Below are 25,473 nucleotides of genomic sequence, written 5' to 3'. Positions count from 1 at the left end.
CTCCCGCGCCGTCAGGACCGCCGAAGCGGCGGACATCGTTGTCCAGGGGCAAGGGACCGCGCTCGGTGCGTCGGTCGTTCGACCCCGTCGTCGGTGTCTGGCTCGCCGCGCTCGCCGTGACCCTCCTCGGCTGGATCGTCGTCGCCGCCCAGGGCGGCAACTTCCTCACCACCACCAACGCCGTCGCGATCCTCCAGAACTGCGTCGCGCTCGGCCTGGTCGCCGTCGGCCAGTCCGCCGTCATCCTCACCGGCTCCCTCGATCTCTCCGTCGCCTATCTCATCAGCCTCGGCACCCTCGTCGCCGCCGAGACCATGGCGAGCGGCGGAGTCGTCACCGCCGTGCTCGCCGTGCTCGCGCTGTCCGTCGCCGTCGGACTCGTCAACGGACTGATCGTCACCGGCCTCAAGGTCAACGCGTTCATCGCCACCCTCGGCATGGCGTTCATCCTGCGCGGCTGGATCGAGGACAACTACACCGGACCCGCCGGCGAGGTCCCCGTCTCCTTCCAGCGTCTGGGCTACGACCGGATCGGCCCCGTCCCCGTCTCGGTGTTCCTGCTCATCGCGGTGGCCGCCCTGATGTGGCTCATCACCCGCCGTACCCGCCTCGGCCACCACATGTACGCCACCGGCGGCGACGAGCACGCCGCCCGGCTCTCCGGCGTACGCACCGGGCGCACGATCCTGATCGCGCACGTCCTGTGCTCCCTGTGCGTCGGCGCCGCCGCGCTCTTCCTCGCCGCACGGCTGGGCGCGGGCGCACCGTGGGCGGGCACCGAGGCGCGCTACGACCTGGAGTCGATCGCCGCCGTCGTCCTCGGCGGCACGGCGCTCGCGGGCGGCCGAGGGGGAGTGGCGGGCACCCTCGGCGGCGTATTCGTCCTGGCCGTCCTGGACAGCGTGTTCAACCAGCTGTCGGTCGACCCGTTCTTCAAGAATGTCGTACGCGGCGTCGTCATCATCGCCGCCGTCGCCATCTACGCCCGGCCCCGACGGACCCCGAAGCCACCGAAGGCCCTGACGGAAGGGCGGACCGCATGAGCGCCCCGGCCACGACCGAGATCCCGGCCGAGCGGGCATCCGCGACCTCTCCCGGCAAGCGCGTCGTGCGCGCGCTGGGCACCGGCATCCCCGTCTACGTCCTGCTCGCCGCACTGCTCCTCGCGCTCCTGATCACCGACCCCGCCTTCTACGAACCCGACAGCTTCCTCTCCTTCGTCAAGCGCGCGGCGCCGCTGGTGATCCTGGCCGCCGGGCAGTATCTGGTCATCGTCTGCGGCGAGTTCGACCTCTCCGTCGGCGCGATCGTCACCGCGGGCGTGGTCGTCGCCGCCGAGCTGTACGGCTCCTTCCCCGGCGCCCACTGGCTGGTCGTCACCGCCGTCCTGCTCGTCGGCGGCGGACTGGCCGGACTGGTCAGCGGGCTGATCACCACCGTGCTGCGGGTGCCGTCGTTCATCACCACCCTCGGCATGATGCTCATCCTCGAAGGAGCCGTCTTCTTCTGGACCGGCGGCTCGCCGCAGGGCGTACTGCCCAGCGCCTTCCGGCAGTTGGGCCGGGGCACCGCCTTCGGCTGGCTGCCCTGGGCGGTCGTCGCCTGCCTCGTCGCCGGGACGGTCGCCGTGCTGGTGACACGCTCCGACTTCGGACGGACGCTCGTCGCCACCGGTGACAGCGACCGGGCCGCCGCGCTGTCCGGTGTACGGGTGATCCGGGTGCGGACCGTCGCCTTCATCCTCTCCGGCGCCGCCGCCGCGCTCGCCGCCGTCCTCGTCGGCGGCTTCTCCGGGGTCTCCGCGCAGGCGGGCAGGGGGTATGAGTTCGAGGCCATCACCGCCGTCGTCCTCGGCGGGGTGGTCCTCGGCGGCGGACGGGGTTCGGTGGTCGCCGCCATGGCCGGTGCGTTCTCGCTCCAGGCGCTGTTCACGCTGCTCAACCTCCAGGGCGTCTCCGGCGCACTGGAGTCCACCGTCCAAGGTGTGATCGTCATCGCCGCCGTCGGCCTCGGAGCGGCCGACTGGTCCCGGCTGCGAGGCCGCCGTACACCGGCCGGCGCCGCTCCACCCGGCGGTACGCCACCGGGGCCGCCGTCATCGGGCCGTACGCCGCCGAGTCCCACGCCCCCCACCGGTACGCACCCTTCGGGAGGAACACCCTCATGACCGTCATCCGTACCGTCCGCCGACGGGCGCTCGCCGCGAGCGCCGCGCTGCTCGGCGCCGTACTCGTCGCCTCCTGCACGAGCGACGCGCCACCCGAGTCGCCCCCGGCCGCCTCGGGCGGCGGGAGCACGGCGGACGCGGGCACCGGGAAGCAGTCCAGCTTCTTCGAACAGGCCGAGTACGAGCGCCAGTTGGCCCTCGCGGGGGAGACGCCCGAGGGACCGGCCGACAAGCCGTGGGAGCAGATGCTCAACCCGCAGATGACCGACACCTCGCAGTACAAGACCGCCGACCCCGGCGACATCGAACTCTGCTTCTCCAACGCCGGAGTGTTCAATCCCTGGCGCCAGGTGGGGCTGAAGAACATGCGGGCCGAGGTGAAACTCCACAAGGAGATCACCAAGTTCACCGTCCTGGACGCCCAGGGCAAGGACGACAAACAGATCTCCGACATCCAGGAGCTGTCCGCCCGCGGCTGCGACGCGCTGATCGTCTCGCCGAACACCACGGCCACCCTCACCCCCGCCGTGAAGCAGGCCTGCGGCAAGGTACCCGTCATCGTCTTCGACCGGGGCGTCGAGACCGACTGTGCCGTCACCTTCGTCAACCCGATCGGCGGCTACGCCTACGGTGCGGTCGCCGCCGACTTCCTGGTCGAGAAGGTCAAGCCGAAGGGCAAGATCCTCGCGCTGCGCATCTCGCCCGGTGTGGACGTGCTGGAGACCCGCTGGTCGGCGGCGAAGGTCGCCTTCGACAAGAGTGAACTCGACGTGGTGGACGTGAAGTTCACCGACGGCGACCCGGCCAAGGCCAAGTCGATCGTCACCGACGCGCTCACCCGGCACGGCGACATCGACGGGGTGTGGATGGACTCGGGCGCCACGGCCGTCGCCGCGGTCGAGGCCTTCGAGGACGCCGGCAAGGACGTGCCGCCCATCACCGGGGAGGACCAGCAGGACTTCCTCCAGGCGTGGCAGGACAAGGACCTCACGGCGATCGCCCCCGCGTACCCGACCTTCCAGTGGCGCACGCCCGTGATCGCCGCGCTGGACATCCTCAAGGGGCAGAAGGTGCCCAAGGAGTGGAAGCTCCCGCAGCCCACCATCACCCAGGAGAACCTGGGCGACTATCTCAAGCCCGGTATGCCGCCGCTGCACTACGCGATGTGCGGCTGCGAGTCGATGCCCGGCTTCCCGAAGGACTGGGGCGGCAAGTGAGCGCCCTGACATCGACACCGGCCCCGACACCCGCACCGGGACGGTTCGCGCTCGGCGCCAACCCGTGGATCTGGCACTCACCGGTCGACGGCGCGGCCCTCGCCGAGACGCTGCCGCGCCTGGCCGCCTGGGGCTTCGACTGCGTCGAACTCCCGCTGGAGTCGGCCGACGACTGGGAGCCGGCCGCCGCGTCGAAGCTGCTGGAGACCACCGGGCTCGCCCCGGCCGCCGTCGTCGCCGTCATGCCGCCGGGCCGCGATCTCGTGGCCACCGATCCGGCGACCGTGCGCGCCACCCAGGACTATCTGCGGCGCTGCGTCGACGCGGCCCACGCGATCGGCGCGCCCGTCGTGGCCGGTCCGGTCTACACGGCCGTCGGGCGGTCCTGGCGTATGACGGAGACCGAGCGGGCGGCGGCGTGGGCCGAGTGGCGTGCGCACATCTCGCCCGTCGTCACGCATGCGAGGGACGCCGGGGTGACGATCGCCGTCGAGCCGCTGAACCGGTACGAGACGAGTCTGCTCAACACCGTCGCCCAGTGCCTGACGGCCATGGACGGCCTGGACCCGGCGGGCATCGGAATCGCGCTCGACGTCTACCACCAGAACATCGAGGAACGCGGCCTGCCTGCCGCCGTACGTGAGGCGGGCGGCCGTATCGTCCATGTCCAGGTGTGCGCCAACGACCGGGGCGCACCCGGCGCCGACCACCTCGACTGGCCCGGCTTCCTGACCGCGCTCGCGGACAGCGACTACCGGGGGCCCCTGTGCATCGAGTCCTTCACCGCGCACAACGACGCGATCGCGGTCGCCGCCTCCGTCTGGCGCCCGCTGGCACCCAGTCAGGACGCCCTGGCCACCGACGGTCTGGCGTTCCTGCGCCGGGCCCTCGCCGACATCCGATAACCCACCGGAGATCCCCGGCCCCCCCCGGCCCCCCCCCGGAACCGCCCGACGAGAGCCGGCACCACCCGCCCGATCCCATCCCCCAGAGAGGACCGGCAGATGAAATGGCATGTGCATGACCGAAAGCGTCGTGGGAGAGCGATCCGAAGAGCGCTCGTCGCCGCCGTCGGCGCCCTGCTGCTCGCCCTGACCGCCCTGCCCACCGGCGCCGGAGCCGCCGAGAAGGAAGCACCCGCCTTCAAGGCCCTCCTCTTCACCCGGGCCGTCGGCTACGTCCACGGATCCATCCCGAACGGCATCAAGATGTTCGAGGAGGAGGCCGCCGAGAACGGCTTCGAGATCGTCCAGAGCGACGATCCCACCGTCTTCAGCGACGACAACCTCGCCCAGTACGACGCGATCGTCATGCTCCAGAACTCCGGCATGGTCTGGGACACCGAGGCCCAGCGCCAGGCCATGAAGACGTACGTGGAGAGCGGCAAGGGCATCGTCGCCATCCACAACACCCTCGACATGGGCGTCGAGGAGGCCTTCCCGTGGTGGGACGAGACCATCAACGGCGGCGCCCACATGCCCACCCACTCGCCCGGCGTGCTCCAGGGCACGGCCAAGGTCGCCGACCAGGTCCACCCCTCCACCAAGGGACTTCCCGAACGCTGGGAGCGCCCCGAGGAGTGGTACAACTTCGACGAGAACCCGCGCGGTGACGTCCATGTCCTGGTCACCGCCGACGAGACGACGTACAACCCCGGCCCCGACGCCATGGGCGCCGACCACCCCATCTCCTGGTGCCGCGACACCGGCGGCGGCAAGGTCTGGGCCACCGCCATGGGACATGACACCCCCGCCTACGACGAGGAGGCCTTCCGTGACCATGTCGTCGGCGGACTCCAGTGGGCGGCCGGCGACAAGCCCGGCGACTGCGGCGGCACCGACTGGGGCGCCTACGAGAAGGTCACCCTCGACGACAACACCGCCGACCCGATGGAACTCGACGTCGCCGACGACGGCCGCGCGATCTACGCCCAGCGCAACGGCGAGCTGAAGATCTTCGACCCCGCGTCCCACTCCACCGTCACCGCGGGCAAGCTCGACGTCTACACCGGCGGCGAGGACGGGCTCGTCGGGATGGAACTCGACCCGGACTTCGCCGAGAACAACTGGGTCTACCTCTACTACGCGCCCGCCGCCGAGACCAAGGACATCAACCGGCTCTCCCGCTTCACCCTCAACGGCAACACCCTCGACCTGACGAGCGAGAAGAAACTCCTCGACGTCCCCGCCTACCGCTCCCGCACCTTCACCGAGCCCGGACACACCGGCGGTGCCGTCGAGTTCGGCCCCGACGGCACCCTGTACCTCGGCGTCGGCGACGACGTACCGCCCAACCTCGACCCCGACTGGCAGGGCTACGCGCCCATCGACTGGCGACCGGGCAAGGAGATGCTCGACGCCGCGCGCACCGCGGGCAACACCAACGACCTGCGTGGCAAACTGCTGCGTATCAAGCCCACCGACGAGGGCGGCTACACCATCCCGGAGGGCAACCTCTTCGCGGAAGGCACCGCCAAGACCCGGCCCGAGATCTACGCGATGGGCTTCCGCAACCCGTTCCGCTTCACCGTCGACCAGAAGACCGGCTACATCCACCTCGCCGACTACGGCCCCGACCGCGGACTGCCCACCACCGACCGGGGCCCCGAAGGCCTGGTCGAGTACAACGTCATCAAGAAGCCCGCGAACTTCGGCTGGCCGTTCTGCCACGGCGACAACCAGGCGTACGCGCCGTACAACCCGGACACCGAGGTGATCGGCGCGAAGTTCGACTGCGCGAAGCCGGCCAACCCCTCGCCGAACAACACCGGGCTGACCGAGCTGCCCCCGATCCAGCAGCCCGAACTCTGGTACGGCTACGGCGAGTCCGAGAAGTTCCCGGAGATGGGCGAAGGCGGCTCGGCGCCCATGGGCGGACCCGTATACCGGTACGACGCGGACAACCCCTCCGAGACGAAGTTCCCCGAGTACTTCGACGGCGCGAGCTTCCTCTACGAATGGTCACGCAACTACATCAAGGAAGTCCGCTTCGACAAGGACGAGAAACTCCTCAAGGTCAACGACTTCATGGACTCGGTGGCCTTCAAGAGCCCCATGGACATGACCTTCGGGCCCGACGGCTCGCTGTACGTCCTGGAGTGGGGCAGCGAGTTCGGCGGCGGCAACAACGACTCGGGCCTCTACCGCATCGACTACGCCCAGGGACAGCGCAGCCCGGTCGCCAAGGCCGCCGCCTCCGTCACCGACGGACCGCTCCCGCTGAAGGTGGACTTCTCCAGCGAGGGCAGCGCCGACCCGGACGGCGGGCCGCTGACCTACGAGTGGGACTTCGACGGTGACGGCACGTACGACTCCACCGACGCGAACGCCACCCACACCTACACCGAGGGAGGCGAGTTCAGCGCCCAGTTGAAGGTCACGGACTCCACCGGGAAGTCCGGCTTCGCCAACGTGCCCATCACCGCGGGCAACACCACACCGAAGGTGACCATCGACTTCCCCGTCAACGGCAAACTCATCGAGTTCGGCGACCAGATCCCGTACAGGATCACGGTCACCGACCCGGAGGACGGGACCGTCGACTGCGCCAAGGTCACCATCAACCCGGCGCTCGGGCACGACGACCACGAGCACCCGACCAACGACATCCCCGGCTGCGAGGGCACCGTCGACACCGGTGATCTCGGCGGCCATCCCGAGGGCGCCGACCTCACCTACGTACTCAACGCCAAGTACACCGACGGCGGCGGCTCCGGCGCACCGGCGCTGACCGGCTACGGCCGTGCCGTCCTGCAACCGAAGCTCAAACAGGCCGAGTACTACGACAGCCAGTCGGGCACCCGCGTCGTCGACCAGGCGGGCGCCGCGAACGGCAAACGCATCGGCGACATCAGCGACGGCGACTGGGTGGCGTTCAAACCGATGAGCGTGGAGGGCATCGACTCGGTCACCTACCAGGTCTCCTCGCCGTACGGAGTCGGCGCGATCGAACTGCGCGCCGGCGCACCGGACGGCGAACTGCTCGCCACCACCCCGATCCCCAACACCGGGGACTGGGACGTCTACCGGCCGACCGATCCGGTACCGGTCAAGGCCCACCCCGGTACGCACGACCTCTATCTCGTCTTCACGTCACCGCAGGACAACTCGTTCGACGTGGACACGGTCGAGTTCAGCGGACCGTAAAGCCGTAGGGCCGTGAGCCTTGCGGACGGACGACAACGCGTCGGGGGGGGGGGGGGGGGGGGGGGGGGGGGGGCCGGGCCCGCGGGGCGGGGGGGGGCCGCCCCCCCCCCCCCCCCCCCCCCCCCCCCCCCCCCCCCCCCCCCCCCCCCCGCGCCGTTCCTCATGGCCGAACCCGCCGATCAGCGCGTCCCGACCGCCGCGCGCACGGCCCGGCGGGCCATGGCGCAGTCCTCGTGCAGCCGCCGCAGCAGCAGCCGCTGCTCCTCGCCGCTCGGCGCCCCCGGCTGAGGCTGGTTCGCCCCGCCGACGGGCGGTGCCTCGCGCATCGTGCGCTGCACCTGGGTCTCGTACTTACGGATCTCCGCCGTCAGCACCAGCATCAGATTGACCAGGAAGGCGTCCCGGTCCGCCGTGCCCGTGACCTGCGCCAGTTTGCTGATCTGCTGGCGCGCCAGGGCGTTGTTGCCGAGCACCATCCACAGCGTCGCCAGGTCGTACCCGGGCAGATACCAGCCCGCGTGCTCCCAGTCCAGCAGCACCGCCCCGGCCGGCGACAGCAGCATGTTGGAGAGCAGCGCGTCACCGTGGCAGAACTGCCGCATGCCCGGCCGTCCGAGACCGCGCATGAGCTTCTGGAGATCCCCCAGGTCCCGGTCGGTGAACAGACCCAGCTCGTGATAGCGGGTGATCCGCCGCGCGTAGTCGAGTCCGGCACCGAACATGTCGCCCGGCGGACGCCAGGTGTTGAGCCGCGTCACGGCGCCCAGCACGGTCCGTACGTCGGCGCGCGGCGGAGCCTCGACGGGGTGGCGCGACAGGGCGGCGGCGCGGCCGGGCATCCGCTCGACGACCAGCGTGCAGTTGTCGGGATCGGCGGCGATCAGCCGGGGCACCCGCACGGGCGGGCGATGGCGCACGAACGAGCGATAGGTGGCTATCTCGTGCCGGAAGCTCTCGGCCCACGCGGGGGACTGGTCGATTAAACATTTCGCCACCGCGGTCGTCCGCCCGGTCGTCCCGACCAGCAGCACCGAGCGGCCACTGCGCCGCAGCACCTGTACGGGGTTGAACTCCGGACAGATGCGGTGCACGGAGGCGATGGCCATCCTCAACTGCGCGCCCTGGGGGCCCGACAGGTCGAGCCGCCCGCCGAGCGGACCGCCCGTCGGCCCCGGCCAGCGCCTGGTCCGGCCGGCGTGGGTGGGGTCGAGATACGGTCCACCACCGGCCGCCGGTGGCCGCTGCTGGCGGGGAGGGGCGGTCACGGAGGTCGATGCTGTGTACGACGACGCTGTGTACATGGGCGAACGGATCCCTTCGTGTACCGACGAATTACCCGCGCCACCCGTCCCGGCGGTCGTTCCGCACCCTGGGGAATGTGACCGACTGCCGGGGCGGGGTGGCGCGTTCCTACACCACACCCCGCCACGGGTGGCACACCATGTGGCGCACCCTGGCGAAGCCTGGCGAATAGTCGCCAGGCATCTGACACAGGGTTACTGTCAACTCAGCCGAGAACCTGGGGGCTTGACGTGACCGGAGAACCCAACGCCCGCCTGTCGGACCTGTTCGGCCTCGCCGGCTGGTCCAAGGGCGAACTCGCGCGGCTGGTGAACAGACAGGCGGCGGCCATGGGCCATCCGCAGCTGGCCACCGACACCTCGCGGGTCAGACGCTGGATCGACATGGGGGAGATCCCACGCGATCCGGTACCGAGGGTGATGGCTTCCCTGTTCACCGAGCGGCTCGGCCGTGTCGTGACCATCGAGGACCTCGGGTTCGTACGACACGGACGCGCGGGGAGACGACGGGACGCCGGGAACGTATCGAACCCCGACGGCCTGCCTTGGGCGCCCGACCGGACGGCTGCGGTCCTCACCGAATTCACGGGAATGGACCTCATGCTCAACCGACGCGGATTGGTGGGCGCGGGCGCCGTGCTCACCGCAGGCACCGCACTCAGCAGTTCCATGTACGACTGGCTGCACTCCGACCCCGCAATGACCGCCGACGCTCCCCGGAGCAACGAGCCGCTGCACGCCGACCCCGCCTCGTACGACCGTTACGAGGCCGCTCCCATCGGGTCACAGGAGATCGACGCACTGGAACACTCCGTGGACGTGTTCCGGGCCTGGGACGCCTCCCGGGGCGGCGGCCTCCAGCGCAAGGCGGTGGTGGGCCAGCTCAACGAGGTGGGCGGGATGCTCGCGTACCGCCACCCTCCCCATCTCCAGCGGCGCCTGTGGGGCGTCGCCGCCAACCTGGCGGTGCTCGCCGGCTGGATGTCGCACGACGTCGGCCTCGAACCCACCGCCCAGAAGTACTTCGTCATCGCCACCCACGCGGCGCGCGAGGGCGGCGACCGTCCGCGCGCGGGCGAGGCGCTCTCCAGGGCGGCCCGCCAGATGGTTCATCTGGGGCGGCCGGACGAGGCGCTGGACCTGATGAAGCTGGCCAAGTCGGGCTCCGGGGACGAGGTGCTGCCCCGTACCCGGGCGATGCTCTGCACGATCGAGGCCTGGGCACAGGCGTCGATGGGGCGCGGCCAGGCCATGCGCCGGACCCTGGGCGAGGCGGAGAATCTGTTCGTCTCCGACAAGGGCGATGTGCCGCCGCCGAGTTGGATGCAGATGTTCGACGAGGCGGATCTGCACGGCATGGAGGCGCTGGCCTACCGTACGCTCGCCGACCACGACCCCTCGGCGGCGGCCATAGCGCAACGGCATGCCAAGCGGGCGATCGAGCTGCGGCAGAACGGCCGTCAGCGGTCGATGATCTTCGACTACCTCTCCCTGGCCTCGGCCTGCTTCATCGCGGACGATCCCGAACAGGCCGACCGTTACGCGCGGTTGGCGCTGGTGTCGATGGGGGAGACCTCGTCGCACCGCACCTGGGACCGGCTGCGGGAGATGTACCGGCTGACCGGCCAGTACGCGGCGCACGCCACGATCTCGGAGCTGCGCCGGGAGATCGACGCCGTCCTGCCCAACCCCACCAAGAAGCCGAGGAGTTCGGAGATCTAGCCGGAGGTCCAGTACCCAGCACCCAGCCCGGAATCCCGTACATCCCCGGTGGTCACCGCGAATGAGCCGTCAGGGGCTCACAGAGGTGTCTGCTCCGCCGGGCCGATCCTGGCCACCAGTACACAGGCGTCGTCCTCGCGTCCGGTCTCGCCGAACTCCTCGACGACCGTCCTGACACAGTCCTGCGCGTCGCGTGCCCCGGTCAGGCGGGGCCCGAGCGCCAGAAGCCGGTCCACCCCGGTCCGGTCGGTCAGCCTGCCGGTGTGCAGCACCAGCAGATCACCGGGCAGCAGCTGGATCTCGGCCTGTTCGTACGCGGCACCCGATGTCGCCCCGAGCAGCACCCCGTCCAGCGGTGTCAGCGCGCGCCCCGTCCCGTCGCGGAACAGCAGCGGGGCGGGGTGACCCGCCTGTGCCCAGACGAGGGTGCGGGTCTCGGCGCGATAGCGGCAGCAGACGGCGCTGCCGAGCGCGGGCTGGTCGGCCGTCTCCAGCAGCTGGTTGAGATGTCCCATCAACGCCCCGGGCCGGACGCCCGCCACGGCCATGCCGCGCAGCGCGCCGAGGAGCATGGCCATCGTGGAGGCGGCCGTCACGCCGTGGCCGGTGAGGTCGCCGACCGTCAGCAGGGTGTTCCCGTCGGGGAGTCTCAGCGCGTCGAACCAGTCGCCGCCGACGAGTCCGCCGCCCGTGGGCGGCAGATAGTGGCCGGCCAGATCCAGCGTGCCCGGTTGGCTCTGGGGGGAGTGGAGGGACCCGCGCCACGACGGCAGTACGGCCTCCTGCAACTCCGCCACCATGCGCTGTTCGGTCCTGGCGCTCCGCTCGCGGCGCCGGAGCGTGTCACCGGACTCCATGACGGCGCGCTGGCTGCGGCGTAACTCGCTGACGTCGCGCAGCACCGCCCACATCGAGGCGGTGCCGCCGTCGGAGTCGAGCACGGGCTCGCCCATCATGTGCAGCGTGCGGACGCGCCGGTCGCTCCGGACGATACGGAACTCGCTGTCGATGGGCTTGCCGTCGACGAGACATTCGGTGACCAGTGTCTGGAGCAGACTCTGGTCCTCGGGGACCATCACGGACGGCAGTTCGTCCAGGGTCATCGGGCCCTTCTCGGGCGGGCGGCCGAAGATCTCGTACAGCTCGGGCGACCAGGTGACCTGGTCGGTGAGGAGATTCCACTCGGCGCTGCCGACCCGGCTCAGCAGCGAACCGCTCTCGTCGTCGGCCTCCGCCGCCATGACGGCCGCCGACCCGGGCCCGTCGCCGGGCAGTCCGTTCTTCAGCTGGCCCAAGTGGGCGCCGAGATCGTCCAGTTGATGGACCGCCAGCTCACAGAGCGCGCGCTGCCAGCGCCGTTGTGTGTCGTGCTCGTCGGAGCCCGCGTCCCTGCGCACGGCCTCCACGTCACCGCGCAGCCTGCGGGTGCGCGTGATGAGGGACTCCACCACGCCCCGATCCGGTGGCTGCGGGGCGGGACGGTCCGCGAACAGATGGGACGGCATCTCGAACTCCGATACAGGCGTGGCGTTGCCAGGTCTGAAGGGTGGACCGTTACGACTGTTGCACAGGCTGCTATGGGCCGTAAGGCATTCGGCAACACTCGATCCGGTGGTGCTTGTGGCATATGCCACCGGCTGGGCAAGTGACCTACCGTCACGACGGGCTCGGGCAGGGCGAGTTGACGGCCCGTCGGCCTCACCCCCGTGGCCGCCCGGTCGCGCGCTCAGCCGGTGGGCGTGCGGTGCAGCGCCATCAGCAGGCGCCACACCTGCCCGGCGATCTTGGCCGGGGGCGCGTCGATGAGGCCGTGCAGCCAGTCCGCCAGTACGCCGGCGAAGGACGCCGCGACCGCCGAGGCGATCAACTCCGGCTCGGGCCCGCCCGCCAGCGCGCGTTCCGTACGGCTGCGCTCCCGCAGCTCCCGGTGGAGCAATTCGCCCAGCGGGCCGCCGCCGCCCGGCCGCAGCAGGGCGCGGTACAGGTCGGCGTGCGGCACGAGCCCGGTGAAGAAGTCCGTCAGGGCGGGCGGCGGCGACGCGGGGTCCGGCACACCGCGCCAGGCGTGGAGCGCGTCCACCGCGTCCCGGACGACCGTGGCGCACGCGTCGACGGCGAGCGCCCGGAGGTCCGCGTAGTGCAGATAGAACGTGGCCCGGCCGACCCCCGCCCGGCGCGTCAGCGCGGCCACGCCCACCTGTTCGAGCGGGCGTTCCGCGCACTCGTCGAGGAGCGCCTGTCGCAGGGCGGCCCGGGTCCTGGCCGCCCTGGGGTCGGCCGGGGGAGGTGCGGCGGTCGGCCCGTCGGGCGGTCCGCCGGTCATCCCGCCGCCAGTACGACGGCGAGCGCGATCGCGCCGGGCAGCGCCTGGGCGAAGAGGATGCGGCGGTTCGCCGTGGCCGCGCCGTACACCCCGGCGACGATCACGCAGCTGAGGAAGAAGATCTGGGCGCGGTACCCGGTCGGGTCGCCCGCGAGCAGGCCCCAGACCAGGCCGGCCGCCAGGAACCCGTTGTAGAGGCCCTGGTTGGCGGCGAGGGACGCGGTGACGCGGGCCGTCTCGGCGTCGAAGCCGGACAGGCTCCGGCCGGGGCCGCGCTCCCAGAGGAACATCTCCAGCACCATGAAGTAGACGTGGAAGGCGGCCACGAGGGCGACCAGGATCTGTGCGGCGGTACTCACGGGGGCATCCTCGGGGCAGCATCATGGACAGGTGTCTGTGAACTATAGACACCTGTCCAGGAATTCGGCCACCCCCGGAGGTCACTCGGTCCCCGGGGGCCTACTCGGTGTCCGAACGGCCGTGCCCCTTCTGCCGGTTGATGCCCGCCGAGAGCAGCGCGTCCTCGCACCGGGCCACCGCCGTGTCACGCGACGGCACCTGCCGCCACGCGCCCTCGCCGCCCGCCCCCGAGCCCTCGTCGGCGTGCGGCGCCAGATCGCCGACCACCGTCACCTGATGGCCGCGCGCCGCCAGCCGGGTCAGCGCCTCCCGCAGCATGACCTCGGCGAAGGGCCGGACCTCCGACACCTCCTGAAGATCGAGCACCACCCAGCCGGGCTCCTCGGGCACGACGGTGCCGATGTCGTGCAACAGCCGTTCCACCTCGGTGAAATCGAGGATTCCCTGCGCGGCGACGATCGCCACGTCGTCGCCCGCGCGCTCGATGATCTCGCGTTCGGCCTCGCTGCGCGGCCGGTCCGACGGCGCGGTCCGCGCGGTCTCCGCGAGCATCACCGTCGGTGCCGTCCGCGCGGACCTGCGCATCAGATGCAGACCGAACCGCGCCGACAACTCGCGCAGCACGGCCACACCGCGTACCGGATTGCCCGTGGCGTCCAGCGGCGGGCTGTGCACCGCCATCCCGAACCGCGCCGGACTCGCGGCGATCAGCCCGCCCGACACCCCGCTCTTCGCCGGGAGTCCGACCCGCAGCAGCCAGTCGCCCGACGCGTTGTACATCCCGCAGGAGGCCATGACCGCGAGCACCTGCACGGCCACCGGCTCGGGCACCACCGTCTCGCCGGTGGAGGGGTTGACGCCGCCGTTGGCCAGCGTCGCGGCCATCAGCGACAGATCGGCCGTCGTCACGCGTACCGAGCACTGGCGGAAGTACGTCTCCACGCCCTTCGGGTCGCCGGGCAGCGATCCGGCGCCGCGCATCAGATACGACAGGGCGCGGTTGCGGTCGCCGGTCTCGGACTCCGACGCGTGGACCCGCTCGTCCACGTCCAGCCGCCGTCCGGCGAACCGGCCGAGACAGTCGAGGATCCGGTCGAACCGCTCCTCCTCGTTCGCTCCCGGCACCAGCGCGGTGGTGACGATCGCCCCCGCGTTGATCATCGCGTTCGCGGGCCGCCCGGTGCCCGGCTCCAGACTGATCGCGTTGTACGCCTCACCGCTGGGTTCCGCGCCGACCCACCGGGTCACCTCGTCGAGTCCCAGCTCGGCCAGGACCAGCGCGTACACGAACGGCTTCGACACCGACTGGAGCGTGAAGGGCGTGTCGACGCCGCCCGACCAGTAGTGGTTGCCGCCCATGCTGGTCAGGGCGATACCGAAGGTGGCCGGGTCGGCCGTGGCCAACTGCGGGATGTACGAGGCGACTTCACCCTCGTCCATGGTGGCGAGCCGGCGCTGGAGTTCCACGAGCGCGTCGGTGACGACATCGGTGGCCAGGACGGGTGTCATGGACGACCTCCAGGGTGGCTGGGTGCGCCGTGCGCGGGAAGGCCGAAGCCCCCGGGTGCGGACTCGATCATCCGCGCCCGGGGGCTCCGGCCGGCGTTCGCGTGAGGGCGCTCGGAGTTGGCACTCCTCACCCTGGCAGCCGCGGCGATCACCTACGGGGAGGCCGCGCCGCCGCGTTCAGGGGTGTCACCAGATGGACTCGACCCATTCGGGGTGATCGATGAACGGGTTCCGGTTGTGCTGGAACTGGCTGTATATCAGCTCGTTGCGGCGCTTCTCGAAGGAGTCCGGCGGGTCCTCGTCGTTCCACTGCTTCAGTACGGACAGCCGTCCCATCAGGGGGGCCGAGCCGTTGCTGACGCGGTCGTTCGGTTCGAGGTCGGCGAAGGAGTCGCCCCCCTCGTAACGGACCGCCATGTAGAGGATCATGCGGGCGACATCGCCCTTGACCGCGTCGCGCGGCTCGTAGGAGTCGCTGTCGGTGAGGTTCCCGGGGGCGCCGCTGACCGGGCTGCCGCCGTTGTCGAAGTCCTTGTTGCCGCGGATGCCGTTGACCTGGACATCCTCCGGGCGCAGATGGTGGATGTCGGTGCCGGGGCCCTGCGACGTACCGAAGTCGCCGTGGGACTGGGCCCAGACGTGCTCACGGTTCCAGTCGCCGACGTTGCCGCCGTTCTTCGACTTCGCGCGGGAGAGGCCGCTGTAGAGGAGGACCACGTTGGCCGAGTTGGCCGGGTCCTGGTCCGTGACCTTGAGCGCTTCCCAGACGCCGCTGTACGAGAGCTTCGTCTGGTCGCTGATGATGCCGTGCAGCGCGCTCTTGAGCGCGGGCCCGGTCTTGCCGATCGCGCCCTGGTAGTACGTGTCGTCCAGGGCTGCGGTTCCGCTCGTGGCGGTGGCCGTGGCCGGGGGTGTGGCGGCGGGAGCGGCGGCGGCGCTGCCGGCCAGCACCGCGGCGGCGGCGCACAGGGCCAGCACCGGCCGCACGGCGGAAAGGTGACGACGGGACATATGGGGGTGCCCTCTCGATCGGGGGATCACCGCGCGTAGAACCGATGGGTGGGTCGGCGCGCACGGCGGTCATGGCGATGTGACGTTTCCGCAGGAGCCTTCCACAGCGGCTGTGACGCTGGGGTGAATGCTCCGCGTCCATCATGTGCAGGTCAAGAAGCGGGGCCACGACGGGAGTTGGGTGGGGGGTGAGATGTGCGCCGCGTGTTCACATGGATGGGCCGAAAACACGGTGCTGAAGTTTTTTGGTCCATACCAACTCCTTGACGGGCATCCCCTGGCTGCCTTAAATCAAGCAGTGAAATAAGCGCCGTCGGCGCTTCGTCTCTCAGCTCTACCTGTCATGCGCATGCCCCCCACGCAAAGCGATGTGATGACCATGACCGTGCACATGTCCTGGCGGCGCCGTACGGCGCTGTACTCCCTCGCACTTCTGTGCGCCTCCGGAGCCGTGGCCGCCGTGCCCGCCGGAGCCTCCGCCGCACCGGACCCCCACTCCGCCGCGGCACCCGCAGCCATCAAGTTCGAGGACAACTTCGACGGCCCCGCCGGATCGGGCGTCGACGGAAGCAAGTGGCAGATCGAGACCGGCGACAACGTCAACAACCACGAGCGGCAGTACTACACGTCCGGGAACAACAACGCCCAGCTCGACGGGCAGGGCAATCTCGTCATCACCGCCCGCAAGGAGAATCCCGGCAACTACCAGTGCTGGTACGGCACATGTGAGTACACCTCCGCCCGTCTCAACACCTCGGGCAAGTTCGACTCCGCGTACGGCCGTGTCGAGGCCCGTATCAAGGTCCCGCGCGGGCAGGGCATCTGGCCCGCGTTCTGGGCGCTCGGCAGCGACATCGGTCAGGTCGGCTGGCCCAACAGCGGTGAGATCGACGTGATGGAGAACGTCGGCTTCGAGCCGAACACCGTCCACGGCACGCTGCACGGCCCCGGCTACTCCGGCTCGGGCGGCATCGGCGCCGCCTACAGCCTGCCGAACGGCGAGGCGTTCGCGGACGACTTCCACACCTTCGCGGTGGACTGGGCGCCCGACTCCATCAAGTGGTCGGTGGACGGCAACGTCTTCCAGACCCGCACGCCCGCCGATCTCGGCGGCCGGCAGTGGGTGTTCAACAAGCCGTTCTTCCTGATCCTCAACCTCGCGGTCGGCGGCTACTGGCCCGGCGACCCCGACGGCAGCACTGTCTTCCCGCAGCAACTGGTCGTCGACTACGTACGCGTCAGCGACTAGGAATCGTTTCCGCTCCGCGGGTGCCGGACGGACCGCCTCCGGCGCCGTCCGGCACCCGCGGACGATCCGCCCACCGGGGCGCCCCCCGGCGGGCCCTCCCAGAAGTGGACGGTGACCTCGCATGACCGCCTCCTACCGGCCCTTGAAGCACCTCAGACCGCTGGCCCTGCTGGCCATGCCCCTGGTGGCCGTCGCCTCGACCATGAGCGTGACGCCCGCGACCGCCGCCGTCGCGGCCGTCGGCACCGTCACCGGCATCGGCGGCAAGTGCGTGGACGTGGCGAGCGGGAGCACCGCCAACGGCGCCGCCGTGCAGTTGTACGACTGCAACGGCAGCGCCGCGCAGCAGTGGGACGTGGCCTCCGACGGCACGATCCGCGCGCTCGGCAAGTGTTTGGACGTCAAGGACGGCGGTACGGCCAACGGCTCCGTCCTCCAGCTCTGGTCGTGCACGGGAGCCGCCAACCAGAAGTGGACCGTCTCGGCGGCCCGCGACATCGTCAACACCCAGGCGAACAAGTGCCTGGACGCCACCGGCAACAGCTCCGCCAACGGCACCAGGCTCCAGCTGTGGACCTGCACCGGCGCCGCGAACCAGAAGTGGACCGCGCCCACCGGCGGCGGTGACCCCGACCCCGGCGGCGCACCCATGGCCGTCGCGCCGTACATCTACAACGGCTGGGGCAGCCCGCCCAACCCCGCCACCGTCCAGAACGCCACCGGCGTCAAGTGGTTCACTCTCGCCTTCGTTCTCAGCAACGGGTACTGCAACCCGCAGTGGGACGGCGGCCGGCCGCTCACCGGCGGAGTGGACCAGCAGACCATCAACACCGTCCGCGCGGGCGGCGGTGACGTCATCCCGTCCTTCGGCGGCTGGAGCGGCAACAAGCTGGAGAGCTCCTGCGGCAGCGCGGGTGAACTGGCCGCCGCGTACCAGAAGGTGATCAACGCGTACGGCCTCAAGGCCATCGACATCGACATCGAGGCCGCCGCCTACGACAGCCCCACCGTCCAGCAGCGCACCGTGGACGCGCTCAAGACGATCCGGGCCAACAACCCCGGCATCAAGATCTACATCACCTTCGGCACCGGCCAGAACGGCCCCGACACCAGCCTGATCAACCGCGCGGCCTCGTCCGGGCTCACCGTCGACAGCTGGACGATCATGCCGTTCAACTTCGGCGGCAACGGCCAGAACATGGGCACGCTGTCCGTCCGCGCGGCCGAGGGTCTGAAGACAGCTGTCAAGAACGCCTACGGCTACGGCGACGACGAGGCGTACCGCAAGACCGGTATCTCCTCGATGAACGGTGTCACGGACGTCGGCGAGACCATCACCGTCGCCGACTTCCGCACGATCCTCGCCTACGCGCAGCAGCGCCATCTCGCCCGGCTGACCTTCTGGTCGGTCAACCGCGACCGGCCCTGCACCGGCGGCGGGGCCGACACCTGCTCCGGCGTGGGCCAGGCGAACTGGGACTTCACCCGCGTACTGGCTCAGTACCGCGGCTGACCCTCTCTCCTCGCGCAGGCTCTCCCCTCGCGCAGGCCGCCACCGGCTCGTACCGGCTGCCGCCCCGGACACCCGTTCCTCCCGACGGTGTCCGGGGCGGTTCGCGTGCACCGGCCCGGCAGGGCGGCGTATTCGAATGGGGGTCATCCTCCTCCCGCATGATCGAAGGCCCCGCGCCCTGAAGGCTGTTGGAATCGGGTCCGCAGCGTCGTGATTCCGTGCGGAGGAGATGGCAGTGAGCGAGGAGCACCTTGCGGAGCCCGTCGACGACGGGGGGCACGGCGCGGTCGGTGAGGACCGGCGCACCGTCGTCGTCACCGGTGGCACCAGCGGTATCGGCGCGGCCGTCGCCGAGCGGTTCGCCGCCGCCGGCGCCCGGGTGATCGCCGCCGGGCTCGACGCCGCCGGCGCCGCCGGGCGGCTGCCCGGCTCGGTCAGCCGCGTCGAGATCGACCTGACCCACGCGCGGGACCTCGAAGACTTCCTCGGCGGTGTCGAACGGCTCGACGTCCTGGTCAACGCCGCCGGCGTGATCGCCCGGGGCCACGAGTACGAGCCCGACGTCTTCGCCCGTGTCGTCGATGTCAATCTGACCGGCACCATGCGCGCCTGCGTCGCCTCGCACGAGTTGCTGCGGCGCTCGGGCGGGTGCGTCGTCAACGTCGCCTCCATGCTGAGCTTCTTCGGCGGCCCCAAGGTGCCCGCCTACACGGCCAGCAAGGGCGGCATCACCCAGCTCACCAAGGCGCTCGCCGTGGCCTGGGCGCCGGACGGCATCCGGGTCAACGCGGTCGCGCCGGGCTGGATCCGTACGGCCCTGACGGCCGATCTCCAGACCGACGACGCGGCGGCCCGGCGGATCATCGAGCGCACCCCGATGGGGCGTTGGGGCGAGCCGGCGGACGTGGCCGGCGCCGTGACATTCCTCTGCGGCCAGGACGCGCGCTTCGTCACCGGAGCCGTACTCCCGGTGGACGGCGGCTATCTCGCGGCCTGAGCCCCCCTCCTTCAACTCCCGCACTCCTCAACTCCCGCACTCCTCAACCCCGAAGCCCAGGAGGAGCACCATGACCGAGCGGCAAGGCCCCGTCATCCCGCTGTCCACGATGGTCCCGGAGGAGATCGCCGTCGCGGCCCTCCCCGACGACGACCGCGTCTGGGTGCCCCAGGCGCCCGACGTCTGGTTCCGACCACTGATGTTCAACACCGTCACCGGCCAGTGGTGCAATCTGCTCAAGGTCACGTCGGCGGGGATCGTTTCACGCCACCGCCACCCCGGAGTCGTCTTCGGCTATGTCATCAAGGGCAAGTGGCACTACCACGAGCACGACTGGGTCGCCGAGGCCGGACACTTCGTCTACGAGCCCCCGGGCGAGATCCACACCCTCGCCGTGCCGGAGGACTGCGACGAGATGATCACGTTCTTCAACATCACCGGAGCGATGGCCTACGTCGACGACAACGGCGTCCAGACCGGCTACGAGGACACCTTCACAAAGATCGACATGTGTCGTGCCCACTACACGGAAAATGGCCTCGGCGCCGACTACGTGAATCGGTTCATTCGCTGAGAAACCCTCCATACCCCCCGTGACCTGCGAGGTAGGCTCCCTGACCTAGGTGAAGACCTAGGAAAAGGGACGGGGACATATGGACATCGGGAGCGTGTACCACTACCGGATCGACTGGATAGCCAGCTTCGTGGCCGTGGCCCACCACGGCGGATTCTCCGCCGCGGCGAAGGCCCTCTACCGCTCACAACCAAGAGTCAGCAGTCATGTCGCCGAGCTGGAACGGCTGCTCGGCACCCGACTGCTCGACCGCTCCGTGCAGCCCGCGGTCCTCACTCCCGAGGGCCGCGGGCTGCTGCCGCACGCGGAGGAGATCCTGCGCAGGCTCAACGTCCTGGCCGATCTCACCGGAGGAACGATTTCCGGACAGGTCAGACTCGGGGCGTACCCCAGCGCGGCCTCCTACCTCTACCCGCTGGCCGTACGCGCCCTGCGGATCACCCACCCACAGGTGAGCCTCGTGCTGCGCGAGGGGCCGAGCGTCGCGCTCGGCGCCGATCTCGTGAGCGGCGACCTCGACCTCGCGATACGACCCCTGCACCCGCTCATCAACTCCGACCTGGTCGCCAGTCAGGTGCTCTGGCGCGAACCCCTCGTCGCCGTCTTCCGCGCCGACCATCCACTCGCGCACACCGGCTCCGTACGCCTCGCGCAGACCGCGATGCTCCCCGTGATCAGCATCGGTGAGAGCGGCGAGGGCCAGGCCCGCCAGTACGAGACCAACCTCGCCTTCGCCAACGCCGGTCTCAACCCGGTCATCGCGGCCCAGACCAACCAGCCCCAGACCCTGATCTCCCTGGTCCGCCACGGACTTGGCGTCGGCGTCACCAACAGCCTCGCCATGACCACCGCCAACACCGAGGGCGTGGCCCTCGTCCCCATCTCCGATCCGCAGTGCGAGCGCGCCGTCGCCGCGTGGTGGCGCGCCGGCCCGGTCGTCTCACCCGCCGTCGAGGCCGTGCGCGAGGTCGTCGGGAAGCTGCCGATGCCGCAGTGGCCATGGGGCGAGGACGCCGGCAGCGTACGGACCGAAAAGGCCGGCCGATGAAATCCCCGACCGTCCGCCGAACCTGCCGCCGGGCGCCCGCCATTCGTTTTCCGAATGCCTCACCTCCGGAATCCGAATTACCCCCACTGCCTCCGGCGGATTACGAAAGCCGCTGAGTTCCGGGCGGATTGGGCGCTTCGAGGATTTCCCGCAACAGCGTACGCGCCGCCGGAATCAGCGGCCTGTTCGCATCCCAGTGCACCGCCACCCGGCGCCCGCACGGGGCGTCCAGACGCCGTACCGTCACGTCCCGTGTGTCCGCCGTCGACACCGCGAGATGGTTGGTCACCCCCACCCCGAGCCGGCTGCGGACGAGTGAGACGAGCGTCTGCGGCTGGTTCGTCGCCTGTACGGCCTGTGGCTCGAAACCATGCTCGCGGAAGACCTTGTACGTCTCGAAACCGGGCACGTCCGGCGAGCCGAGCCGCCCGATGGTGATCAGTGGATACGCCGCCACGGCCGCCACCGGAAGGGGGTCGGGCAGCTCGTCCAGCGGGTGCCCGAGCGGCAGGACGACTGCCAGGGACTCCTGCCACAGCGCCCGCAGCCGCACCGTGTCACCGACAGGTGGGGCCATCGGCCGCAGGTAGATGTCTATTTCACCGTGCGACAGCGCCGAGTCCAGCTCCAGCGTGGAGCGTTCGACGAGCACCACCTTGATCGCCGGCCGGCTCGCCGCGAGATGCTCCAGCAGACCGGGCACGAACGCGGCGCTCGCGCTCGGGTAACTCCCCAGTGTCACCACACCCCTGGCCGAATCACGACGGGTGGCCATGGCCTCCTCGGCGGTCCCCAGCCGGTACAGGATCGCGCGGGCGTGACCGGCGAGCACCTCGCCCGCCTCCGTCAGCCGTACCGGCCGCTTGCTCCGGTCGAAGAGCGGCACACCGGCCTCCCGCTCCAGCGCCGCCACATGCATGCTCACTCGCGGCTGGGAGCGGTGAACGGCCTCGGCGGCGGCACTGAAACTCCCCGTGTCGATGACTCCGAGGAATGAGACAAACCATTCGAGACGAACTTCTGGTCGCAGCATGCCCCTTGCTGTACGCGAGCCGGGAGCGGGCAACAAGGCCCGTCCCGCGAAGCGAATGAGCCGCAATCCGTTTTCCGAATACCCGTATGTGCAACTCGCCCTTCACGCCGGGGACAACGGGCTCATACGCTCACGCCACTACCGGGATCCAAAAGGAGCCCCCACCTCCGCACCCGGCGACCGATGACTCCTGCCACTGCTCACGTGCAAGGACGACGCACGTTCGAGGAGCATTCATGACCGCAACCCCACCAGTCCCGCCGACCCCGGCGGGACGTGTCAGATGGACCATGATCTGGCTGGCCTTCGGGGCCGTCACCATCAACTACATGGACCGCGCCAATCTCGGTGTGGCCCTGCCCTACATCACCAAGGACCTGGACCTCTCCAAGACCGCGACCGGACTGCTGCTCGGCGCGTTCTTCTGGACCTACGCGGCGTTCCTGCCCGGCGCCGGCTGGCTGGTCGACCGCTACGGCCCCCGCCGGATGATGGCCTTCGCCGTCGCCGCCTGGTCGATCGCGACCATGCTGGTCGGCGCGGTCACCGGATTCCTGGTCCTGCTGCTCGTACGTCTGGTGCTCGGAGCCGTCGAGTCGCCCGCGTACCCGTCCAGTTCACAGATCGTCTCGCGCTGGTTCCCGGTGCGTGAGCGCGGCATGGCCGCCTCGATCTTCGACAGCGGCGGCCGGGCGGGCACCGCCTTCGCGCTGCCCATCACCACCGTGGTGATCGCCTGGCTCGGCTGGCGCGGCTCGTTCGTCGCCGCCGGAGTCGTCGGCCTGCTGTTCACCGCCTTCTGGCTGAAGTTCTACCGCGACCCCGACGAACACCCGAAGCTGGGCGCCGAGGAGCGCGCCTACATCCGGGACGGTGGTGCCAACGAGGCCGGCTCGACGGTGCCCGCCATGCCCTGGAAGGAGCTGTTCCGCTACCGCACGGTGTGGGGCATGGTCCTGGGCTTCTTCTGTCTGTCCTTCGTGCTGTACTTCTTCATCACCTGGTTCCCGTCGTACCTGGTCGACGAGCGGGACTTCGACCTGCTGAAGCTCGGCTTCTTCGGCATGATCCCGGCGCTGGTGTCGATGCCCGCGCAGTGGGCCGGCGGCTGGGTGCAGACCCGGCTGATCAACCAGGGCCACACCGTCACCTACGCCCGTAAATTCCCCATCGTCGTCGGGCTGATCCTCTCCTCGGTGATCGTGCTCGCAGGCGTCGTCGAGAGCGCCTACGTCGCACTCGCGCTGCTCGCCGTCTCCCAGGCCTCGCTCTGCTTCGCCGCGTCGAGCCTGTGGGCGCTGCCCGCCGACGTCGCGCCGACCCCGGCCAACGTCGGTTCGCTCGCCGGTATCCAGGGCTTCGCCTCCAACGCCGCCGGCGCGCTCAGCCCCGTCGTGGTGGGCGTCCTCCTCGACGCCTTCGGCGGCTCGTACTTCGTGCCCCTCGCCGTCGCCGCCGGAGTGTCCCTCCTCGGCGCCCTCGTGTACGGCGTCGTCATGAAGCACGTGGTGCCGCTCGGCACCGAGCCGCGCAAGACGGTCAAGGGCGCGCCCACGGCGCCGAAGAGCCCGGCCTGACCGCCAAGACCCCCAAGCCCCGCACCTGTTCCCCCGGAAGCCGTATCCCGGCACCCGGGACAAAGACTGGAGAACCCATATGACCAGCTACTCCGAGGCGACCCTTGAGGCCTACCGGTCCCTTGCCACCGCGTCGGTCGCGGACGCCGTCGAACAGCACGGCGTCCGCGGCTATCTCGAAGGAGCTGTCCACCAGGTCGTACCGGGCGCGCGGACACTGGCCGGACCCGCGGTGACCGTCCGCGAGGTGCCTGACCCGGAACTGGAGCCGCCGGTGCACGCGCTGGCCGCGATAGACGAGTCCCCGGCCGGCAGTGTCGTGTGCATCGACGCGGGCGCCGCCGACGTGGCCGTGTGGGGCGGGCTGATGACGGCGGGCGCGGTGGCCAGGAAACTGGCCGGCTGCGTCCTGGACGGCGGGGTACGCGATGTCACCGAGATCCGCCGGGACTTCCCCGACTTCCCGGTGTACGCGCGGCACGCCGTACCCGCCACCACCCTGGGGCGCTACCGCACCGTCTCGCTCAACGAGCCCGTCGTCCTCGGCGGTGTGACCGTACGTCCGGGGGACCTGATCGTCGCCGACCGCGACGGCGTCGTCCGCGTACCGCAGGGGCTCGTCGCCGAAGTCCTCGCCACCGCGACGGACATCGAGAACCGGGAGAAGGAACAGACCGCGCTGATCCTGTCGTCGGGGTCGCTGCGGGACGGACTCGCCAAGTACAACCGGATCTGACGCGATGCCGGACATGCACGCCCCGGTCCCATCGGCGCCCTCCGTGCTCGCCATGGGGGAGCCCCTGCTCGAATTCAACGCCGCCGCCGAGGGAACGCTGGAGAGTTCCACCGCCTTCCACATCGGCTTCGGCGGCGACACCTCCAACATGGCCGTCGCCGCCCGCCGTTCGGGCGCGAGCACCGGCTACCTGACCCGCGTCGGGGACGACGCCTTCGGCCAGGCGCTGGTCGAGCTGTGGCACCGGGAGGGAGTCGACACCACCCATGTCGTCACCGAACCCGGCGGCGCGACCGGCATCTACTTCATCACCCGGCACGGCGACGGGAAGCACGCCTTCACCTACCGCCGCGCCGGGTCACCGGCGAGCCGCCTGACTCCGGACGACGTCCCGGAGCGGGCGGTCGCCGCCGCCCGGCTGCTGCACATCAGCGGCATCACCCAGGCCATCAGCGCCTCCGCCTGCGACGCGGCCTTCCACGCGATGGAGACCGCCCGCGCGCACTCCACGTTCGTCTCGTACGACCCCAACCACCGGCCCGCCCTGTGGCCGGTGGCCCGCGCCCGCGCGATCGTCATGCGCAGCACCGAACTGGCCGACATCGTCCTGCCCAACCTGGACGAGGGCCGGCTGCTGACGGGCCGACACGAACCGGCCGACGTACTCGCGGAGTTCGCGGCGCGCGGCCCCACGATCGTCGCGCTGAAGATGGGCGCCGACGGGGTGCTGCTCGGTACGGAGGGACGTACCACCCATGTGCCCGCCCACCGGGTCGTCCCCACGGACGCGACCGGCGCGGGCGACACCTTCGACGGCGCCTTCGCGGCCCGCCTCCTCGACGGGGACTCCCCGCTGGAGGCGGCGCGCTACGCGGTGATCGCGGCGGCACTGACGACGACGGGCCACGGCGCGGTGACCCCGATCCCGACGGCCGACGCCGTACGCCAGGCAGGTGCCCTCGGAACCTAGGGGGTGTCTTGCCGATCTCGC

General features: G+C 70.5%; 21 protein-coding genes. 14 read left to right on the top strand and 7 right to left on the bottom strand.

The annotated features are described in order from the left end of the window. Window positions 1-38: 38 nt before the first annotated feature. The 5 genes from ACFYNU_RS07065 to ACFYNU_RS07045 all read left to right on the top strand — a co-directional run bounded on the left by ACFYNU_RS07065 (window position 39) and on the right by ACFYNU_RS07045 (window position 7,529). The gene (locus tag ACFYNU_RS07065) at window positions 39-1,043 is read left to right on the top strand and encodes an ABC transporter permease (RefSeq protein WP_356585156.1); all 1,005 of its coding nucleotides are present in this window, start codon (window positions 39-41) and stop codon (window positions 1,041-1,043) included. Next, the gene (locus ACFYNU_RS07060; protein ID WP_356584959.1) at window positions 1,040-2,167 is read left to right on the top strand and encodes an ABC transporter permease; all 1,128 of its coding nucleotides are present in this window, start codon (window positions 1,040-1,042) and stop codon (window positions 2,165-2,167) included. The genes ACFYNU_RS07065 and ACFYNU_RS07060 overlap by 4 nt, the downstream gene beginning before the upstream one ends. After that, the gene (locus tag ACFYNU_RS07055; RefSeq protein WP_356584958.1) at window positions 2,164-3,384 is read left to right on the top strand and encodes an ABC transporter substrate-binding protein; all 1,221 of its coding nucleotides are present in this window, start codon (window positions 2,164-2,166) and stop codon (window positions 3,382-3,384) included. Before ACFYNU_RS07060 ends, ACFYNU_RS07055 begins: the two co-directional genes overlap by 4 nt. Continuing rightward, the gene (locus ACFYNU_RS07050) at window positions 3,381-4,289 is read left to right on the top strand and encodes a sugar phosphate isomerase/epimerase (RefSeq protein ID WP_356584957.1); all 909 of its coding nucleotides are present in this window, start codon (window positions 3,381-3,383) and stop codon (window positions 4,287-4,289) included. The genes ACFYNU_RS07055 and ACFYNU_RS07050 overlap by 4 nt, the downstream gene beginning before the upstream one ends. Before the next feature lie 111 nt (window positions 4,290-4,400). Further along, window positions 4,401-7,529 carry a ThuA domain-containing protein gene (locus ACFYNU_RS07045; RefSeq protein WP_388765401.1) on the top strand — a complete coding sequence of 1,043 codons (3,129 nt, stop codon included), beginning with the start codon at window positions 4,401-4,403 and terminating at the stop codon, window positions 7,527-7,529. Window positions 7,530-7,708: 179 nt separating this feature from the next. Here ACFYNU_RS07045 and ACFYNU_RS07040 read toward each other — a convergent pair whose 3' ends face one another. Then, a complete protein-coding gene (locus ACFYNU_RS07040; RefSeq protein WP_356584955.1) occupies window positions 7,709-8,830 on the bottom strand; it encodes an aminoglycoside phosphotransferase family protein in 1,122 nt (373 codons plus the stop codon). A gap of 231 nt (window positions 8,831-9,061) precedes the next feature. Here ACFYNU_RS07040 and ACFYNU_RS07035 point away from each other — a divergent pair, with 231 nt between their 5' ends. Further along, complete coding sequence (locus tag ACFYNU_RS07035) at window positions 9,062-10,552, top strand: hypothetical protein (protein ID WP_356584954.1); 1,491 nt, start codon at window positions 9,062-9,064, stop codon at window positions 10,550-10,552. Between the two features lie 77 nt (window positions 10,553-10,629). Here ACFYNU_RS07035 and ACFYNU_RS07030 read toward each other — a convergent pair whose 3' ends face one another. From ACFYNU_RS07030 to ACFYNU_RS07010, 5 genes are all read right to left on the bottom strand, one after another. Continuing rightward, window positions 10,630-12,057, bottom strand: coding sequence for a SpoIIE family protein phosphatase (locus ACFYNU_RS07030; protein WP_356584953.1), 1,428 nt, complete (start codon window positions 12,055-12,057; stop codon window positions 10,630-10,632). 221 nt (window positions 12,058-12,278) lie between these two features. After that, entirely contained in the window at window positions 12,279-12,875 is a 597-nt protein-coding gene (locus tag ACFYNU_RS07025; RefSeq protein WP_356584952.1) for a TetR/AcrR family transcriptional regulator, read from the bottom strand. Next, the gene (locus ACFYNU_RS07020; protein WP_356584951.1) at window positions 12,872-13,234 is read right to left on the bottom strand and encodes a DUF1304 domain-containing protein; all 363 of its coding nucleotides are present in this window, start codon (window positions 13,232-13,234) and stop codon (window positions 12,872-12,874) included. The genes ACFYNU_RS07025 and ACFYNU_RS07020 overlap by 4 nt, the downstream gene beginning before the upstream one ends. A gap of 100 nt (window positions 13,235-13,334) precedes the next feature. Next, window positions 13,335-14,744 carry a glutaminase A gene (glsA, locus tag ACFYNU_RS07015; RefSeq protein WP_356584950.1) on the bottom strand — a complete coding sequence of 470 codons (1,410 nt, stop codon included), beginning with the start codon at window positions 14,742-14,744 and terminating at the stop codon, window positions 13,335-13,337. A 186-nt stretch (window positions 14,745-14,930) separates the two neighbouring features. After that, complete coding sequence (locus ACFYNU_RS07010) at window positions 14,931-15,755, bottom strand: endonuclease (RefSeq protein ID WP_356584949.1); 825 nt, start codon at window positions 15,753-15,755, stop codon at window positions 14,931-14,933. A gap of 343 nt (window positions 15,756-16,098) precedes the next feature. On the opposite strand from ACFYNU_RS07010, the gene ACFYNU_RS07005 reads away from it, so the two are divergent. From ACFYNU_RS07005 to ACFYNU_RS06985, 5 genes are all read left to right on the top strand, one after another. Beyond that, window positions 16,099-17,004 carry a glycoside hydrolase family 16 protein gene (locus tag ACFYNU_RS07005; RefSeq protein ID WP_356584948.1) on the top strand — a complete coding sequence of 302 codons (906 nt, stop codon included), beginning with the start codon at window positions 16,099-16,101 and terminating at the stop codon, window positions 17,002-17,004. A 175-nt stretch (window positions 17,005-17,179) separates the two neighbouring features. Continuing rightward, a complete protein-coding gene (locus ACFYNU_RS07000; protein ID WP_388765533.1) occupies window positions 17,180-18,517 on the top strand; it encodes a ricin-type beta-trefoil lectin domain protein in 1,338 nt (445 codons plus the stop codon). Between the two features lie 235 nt (window positions 18,518-18,752). Beyond that, window positions 18,753-19,514 carry an SDR family oxidoreductase gene (locus ACFYNU_RS06995; RefSeq protein ID WP_356584946.1) on the top strand — a complete coding sequence of 254 codons (762 nt, stop codon included), beginning with the start codon at window positions 18,753-18,755 and terminating at the stop codon, window positions 19,512-19,514. A 70-nt stretch (window positions 19,515-19,584) separates the two neighbouring features. Beyond that, window positions 19,585-20,088, top strand: coding sequence for a 2,4'-dihydroxyacetophenone dioxygenase family protein (locus ACFYNU_RS06990; RefSeq protein ID WP_356584945.1), 504 nt, complete (start codon window positions 19,585-19,587; stop codon window positions 20,086-20,088). 79 nt (window positions 20,089-20,167) lie between these two features. Then, window positions 20,168-21,136 (top strand): LysR family transcriptional regulator, encoded by a 969-nt coding sequence (locus tag ACFYNU_RS06985; RefSeq protein ID WP_356584944.1) that lies wholly within the window; start codon window positions 20,168-20,170, stop codon window positions 21,134-21,136. Between the two features lie 100 nt (window positions 21,137-21,236). Here the strand turns inward: ACFYNU_RS06985 and ACFYNU_RS06980 are convergent, their stop codons facing one another. Next, entirely contained in the window at window positions 21,237-22,169 is a 933-nt protein-coding gene (locus ACFYNU_RS06980) for a LysR family transcriptional regulator (protein ID WP_356584943.1), read from the bottom strand. Window positions 22,170-22,405: 236 nt separating this feature from the next. On the opposite strand from ACFYNU_RS06980, the gene ACFYNU_RS06975 reads away from it, so the two are divergent. The 3 genes from ACFYNU_RS06975 to ACFYNU_RS06965 all read left to right on the top strand — a co-directional run bounded on the left by ACFYNU_RS06975 (window position 22,406) and on the right by ACFYNU_RS06965 (window position 25,452). After that, window positions 22,406-23,746 (top strand): MFS transporter, encoded by a 1,341-nt coding sequence (locus tag ACFYNU_RS06975; protein WP_356584942.1) that lies wholly within the window; start codon window positions 22,406-22,408, stop codon window positions 23,744-23,746. Between the two features lie 79 nt (window positions 23,747-23,825). Beyond that, window positions 23,826-24,482, top strand: coding sequence for an RraA family protein (locus tag ACFYNU_RS06970; protein ID WP_356584941.1), 657 nt, complete (start codon window positions 23,826-23,828; stop codon window positions 24,480-24,482). Between the two features lie 52 nt (window positions 24,483-24,534). Further along, a complete protein-coding gene (locus ACFYNU_RS06965) occupies window positions 24,535-25,452 on the top strand; it encodes a sugar kinase (RefSeq protein ID WP_356584940.1) in 918 nt (305 codons plus the stop codon). Window positions 25,453-25,473 lie beyond the last annotated feature (21 nt).

Source organism: Streptomyces sp. NPDC006643 (assembly GCF_042870175.1).
Lineage (GTDB): Bacteria > Actinomycetota > Actinomycetes > Streptomycetales > Streptomycetaceae > Streptomyces.
This window is presented reverse-complemented; position numbering and strand designations above follow the sequence as displayed.

What these genes read in the sequence shown, in the direction of transcription:
- ACFYNU_RS07060 (WP_356584959.1), top strand. Translation starts at nt 1,040, where the DNA reads ATGAGCGCCCCGGCCACGACCGAGATCCCGGCCGAGCGGGCATCCGCG.
- ACFYNU_RS07055 (WP_356584958.1), top strand. Translation starts at nt 2,164, where the DNA reads ATGACCGTCATCCGTACCGTCCGCCGACGGGCGCTCGCCGCGAGCGCC.
- ACFYNU_RS07040 (WP_356584955.1), bottom strand. Translation starts at nt 8,830, where the DNA reads ATGTACACAGCGTCGTCGTACACAGCATCGACCTCCGTGACCGCCCCT.
- ACFYNU_RS07030 (WP_356584953.1), bottom strand. Translation starts at nt 12,057, where the DNA reads ATGCCGTCCCATCTGTTCGCGGACCGTCCCGCCCCGCAGCCACCGGAT.
- ACFYNU_RS07025 (WP_356584952.1), bottom strand. Translation starts at nt 12,875, where the DNA reads ATGACCGGCGGACCGCCCGACGGGCCGACCGCCGCACCTCCCCCGGCC.
- glsA (WP_356584950.1), bottom strand. Translation starts at nt 14,744, where the DNA reads ATGACACCCGTCCTGGCCACCGATGTCGTCACCGACGCGCTCGTGGAA.
- ACFYNU_RS07010 (WP_356584949.1), bottom strand. Translation starts at nt 15,755, where the DNA reads ATGTCCCGTCGTCACCTTTCCGCCGTGCGGCCGGTGCTGGCCCTGTGC.
- ACFYNU_RS07005 (WP_356584948.1), top strand. Translation starts at nt 16,099, where the DNA reads ATGCGCATGCCCCCCACGCAAAGCGATGTGATGACCATGACCGTGCAC.
- ACFYNU_RS07000 (WP_388765533.1), top strand. Translation starts at nt 17,180, where the DNA reads ATGCCCCTGGTGGCCGTCGCCTCGACCATGAGCGTGACGCCCGCGACC.
- ACFYNU_RS06990 (WP_356584945.1), top strand. Translation starts at nt 19,585, where the DNA reads ATGACCGAGCGGCAAGGCCCCGTCATCCCGCTGTCCACGATGGTCCCG.
- ACFYNU_RS06985 (WP_356584944.1), top strand. Translation starts at nt 20,168, where the DNA reads ATGGACATCGGGAGCGTGTACCACTACCGGATCGACTGGATAGCCAGC.
- ACFYNU_RS06980 (WP_356584943.1), bottom strand. Translation starts at nt 22,169, where the DNA reads ATGCTGCGACCAGAAGTTCGTCTCGAATGGTTTGTCTCATTCCTCGGA.
- ACFYNU_RS06975 (WP_356584942.1), top strand. Translation starts at nt 22,406, where the DNA reads ATGACCGCAACCCCACCAGTCCCGCCGACCCCGGCGGGACGTGTCAGA.
- ACFYNU_RS06970 (WP_356584941.1), top strand. Translation starts at nt 23,826, where the DNA reads ATGACCAGCTACTCCGAGGCGACCCTTGAGGCCTACCGGTCCCTTGCC.
- ACFYNU_RS06965 (WP_356584940.1), top strand. Translation starts at nt 24,535, where the DNA reads ATGGGGGAGCCCCTGCTCGAATTCAACGCCGCCGCCGAGGGAACGCTG.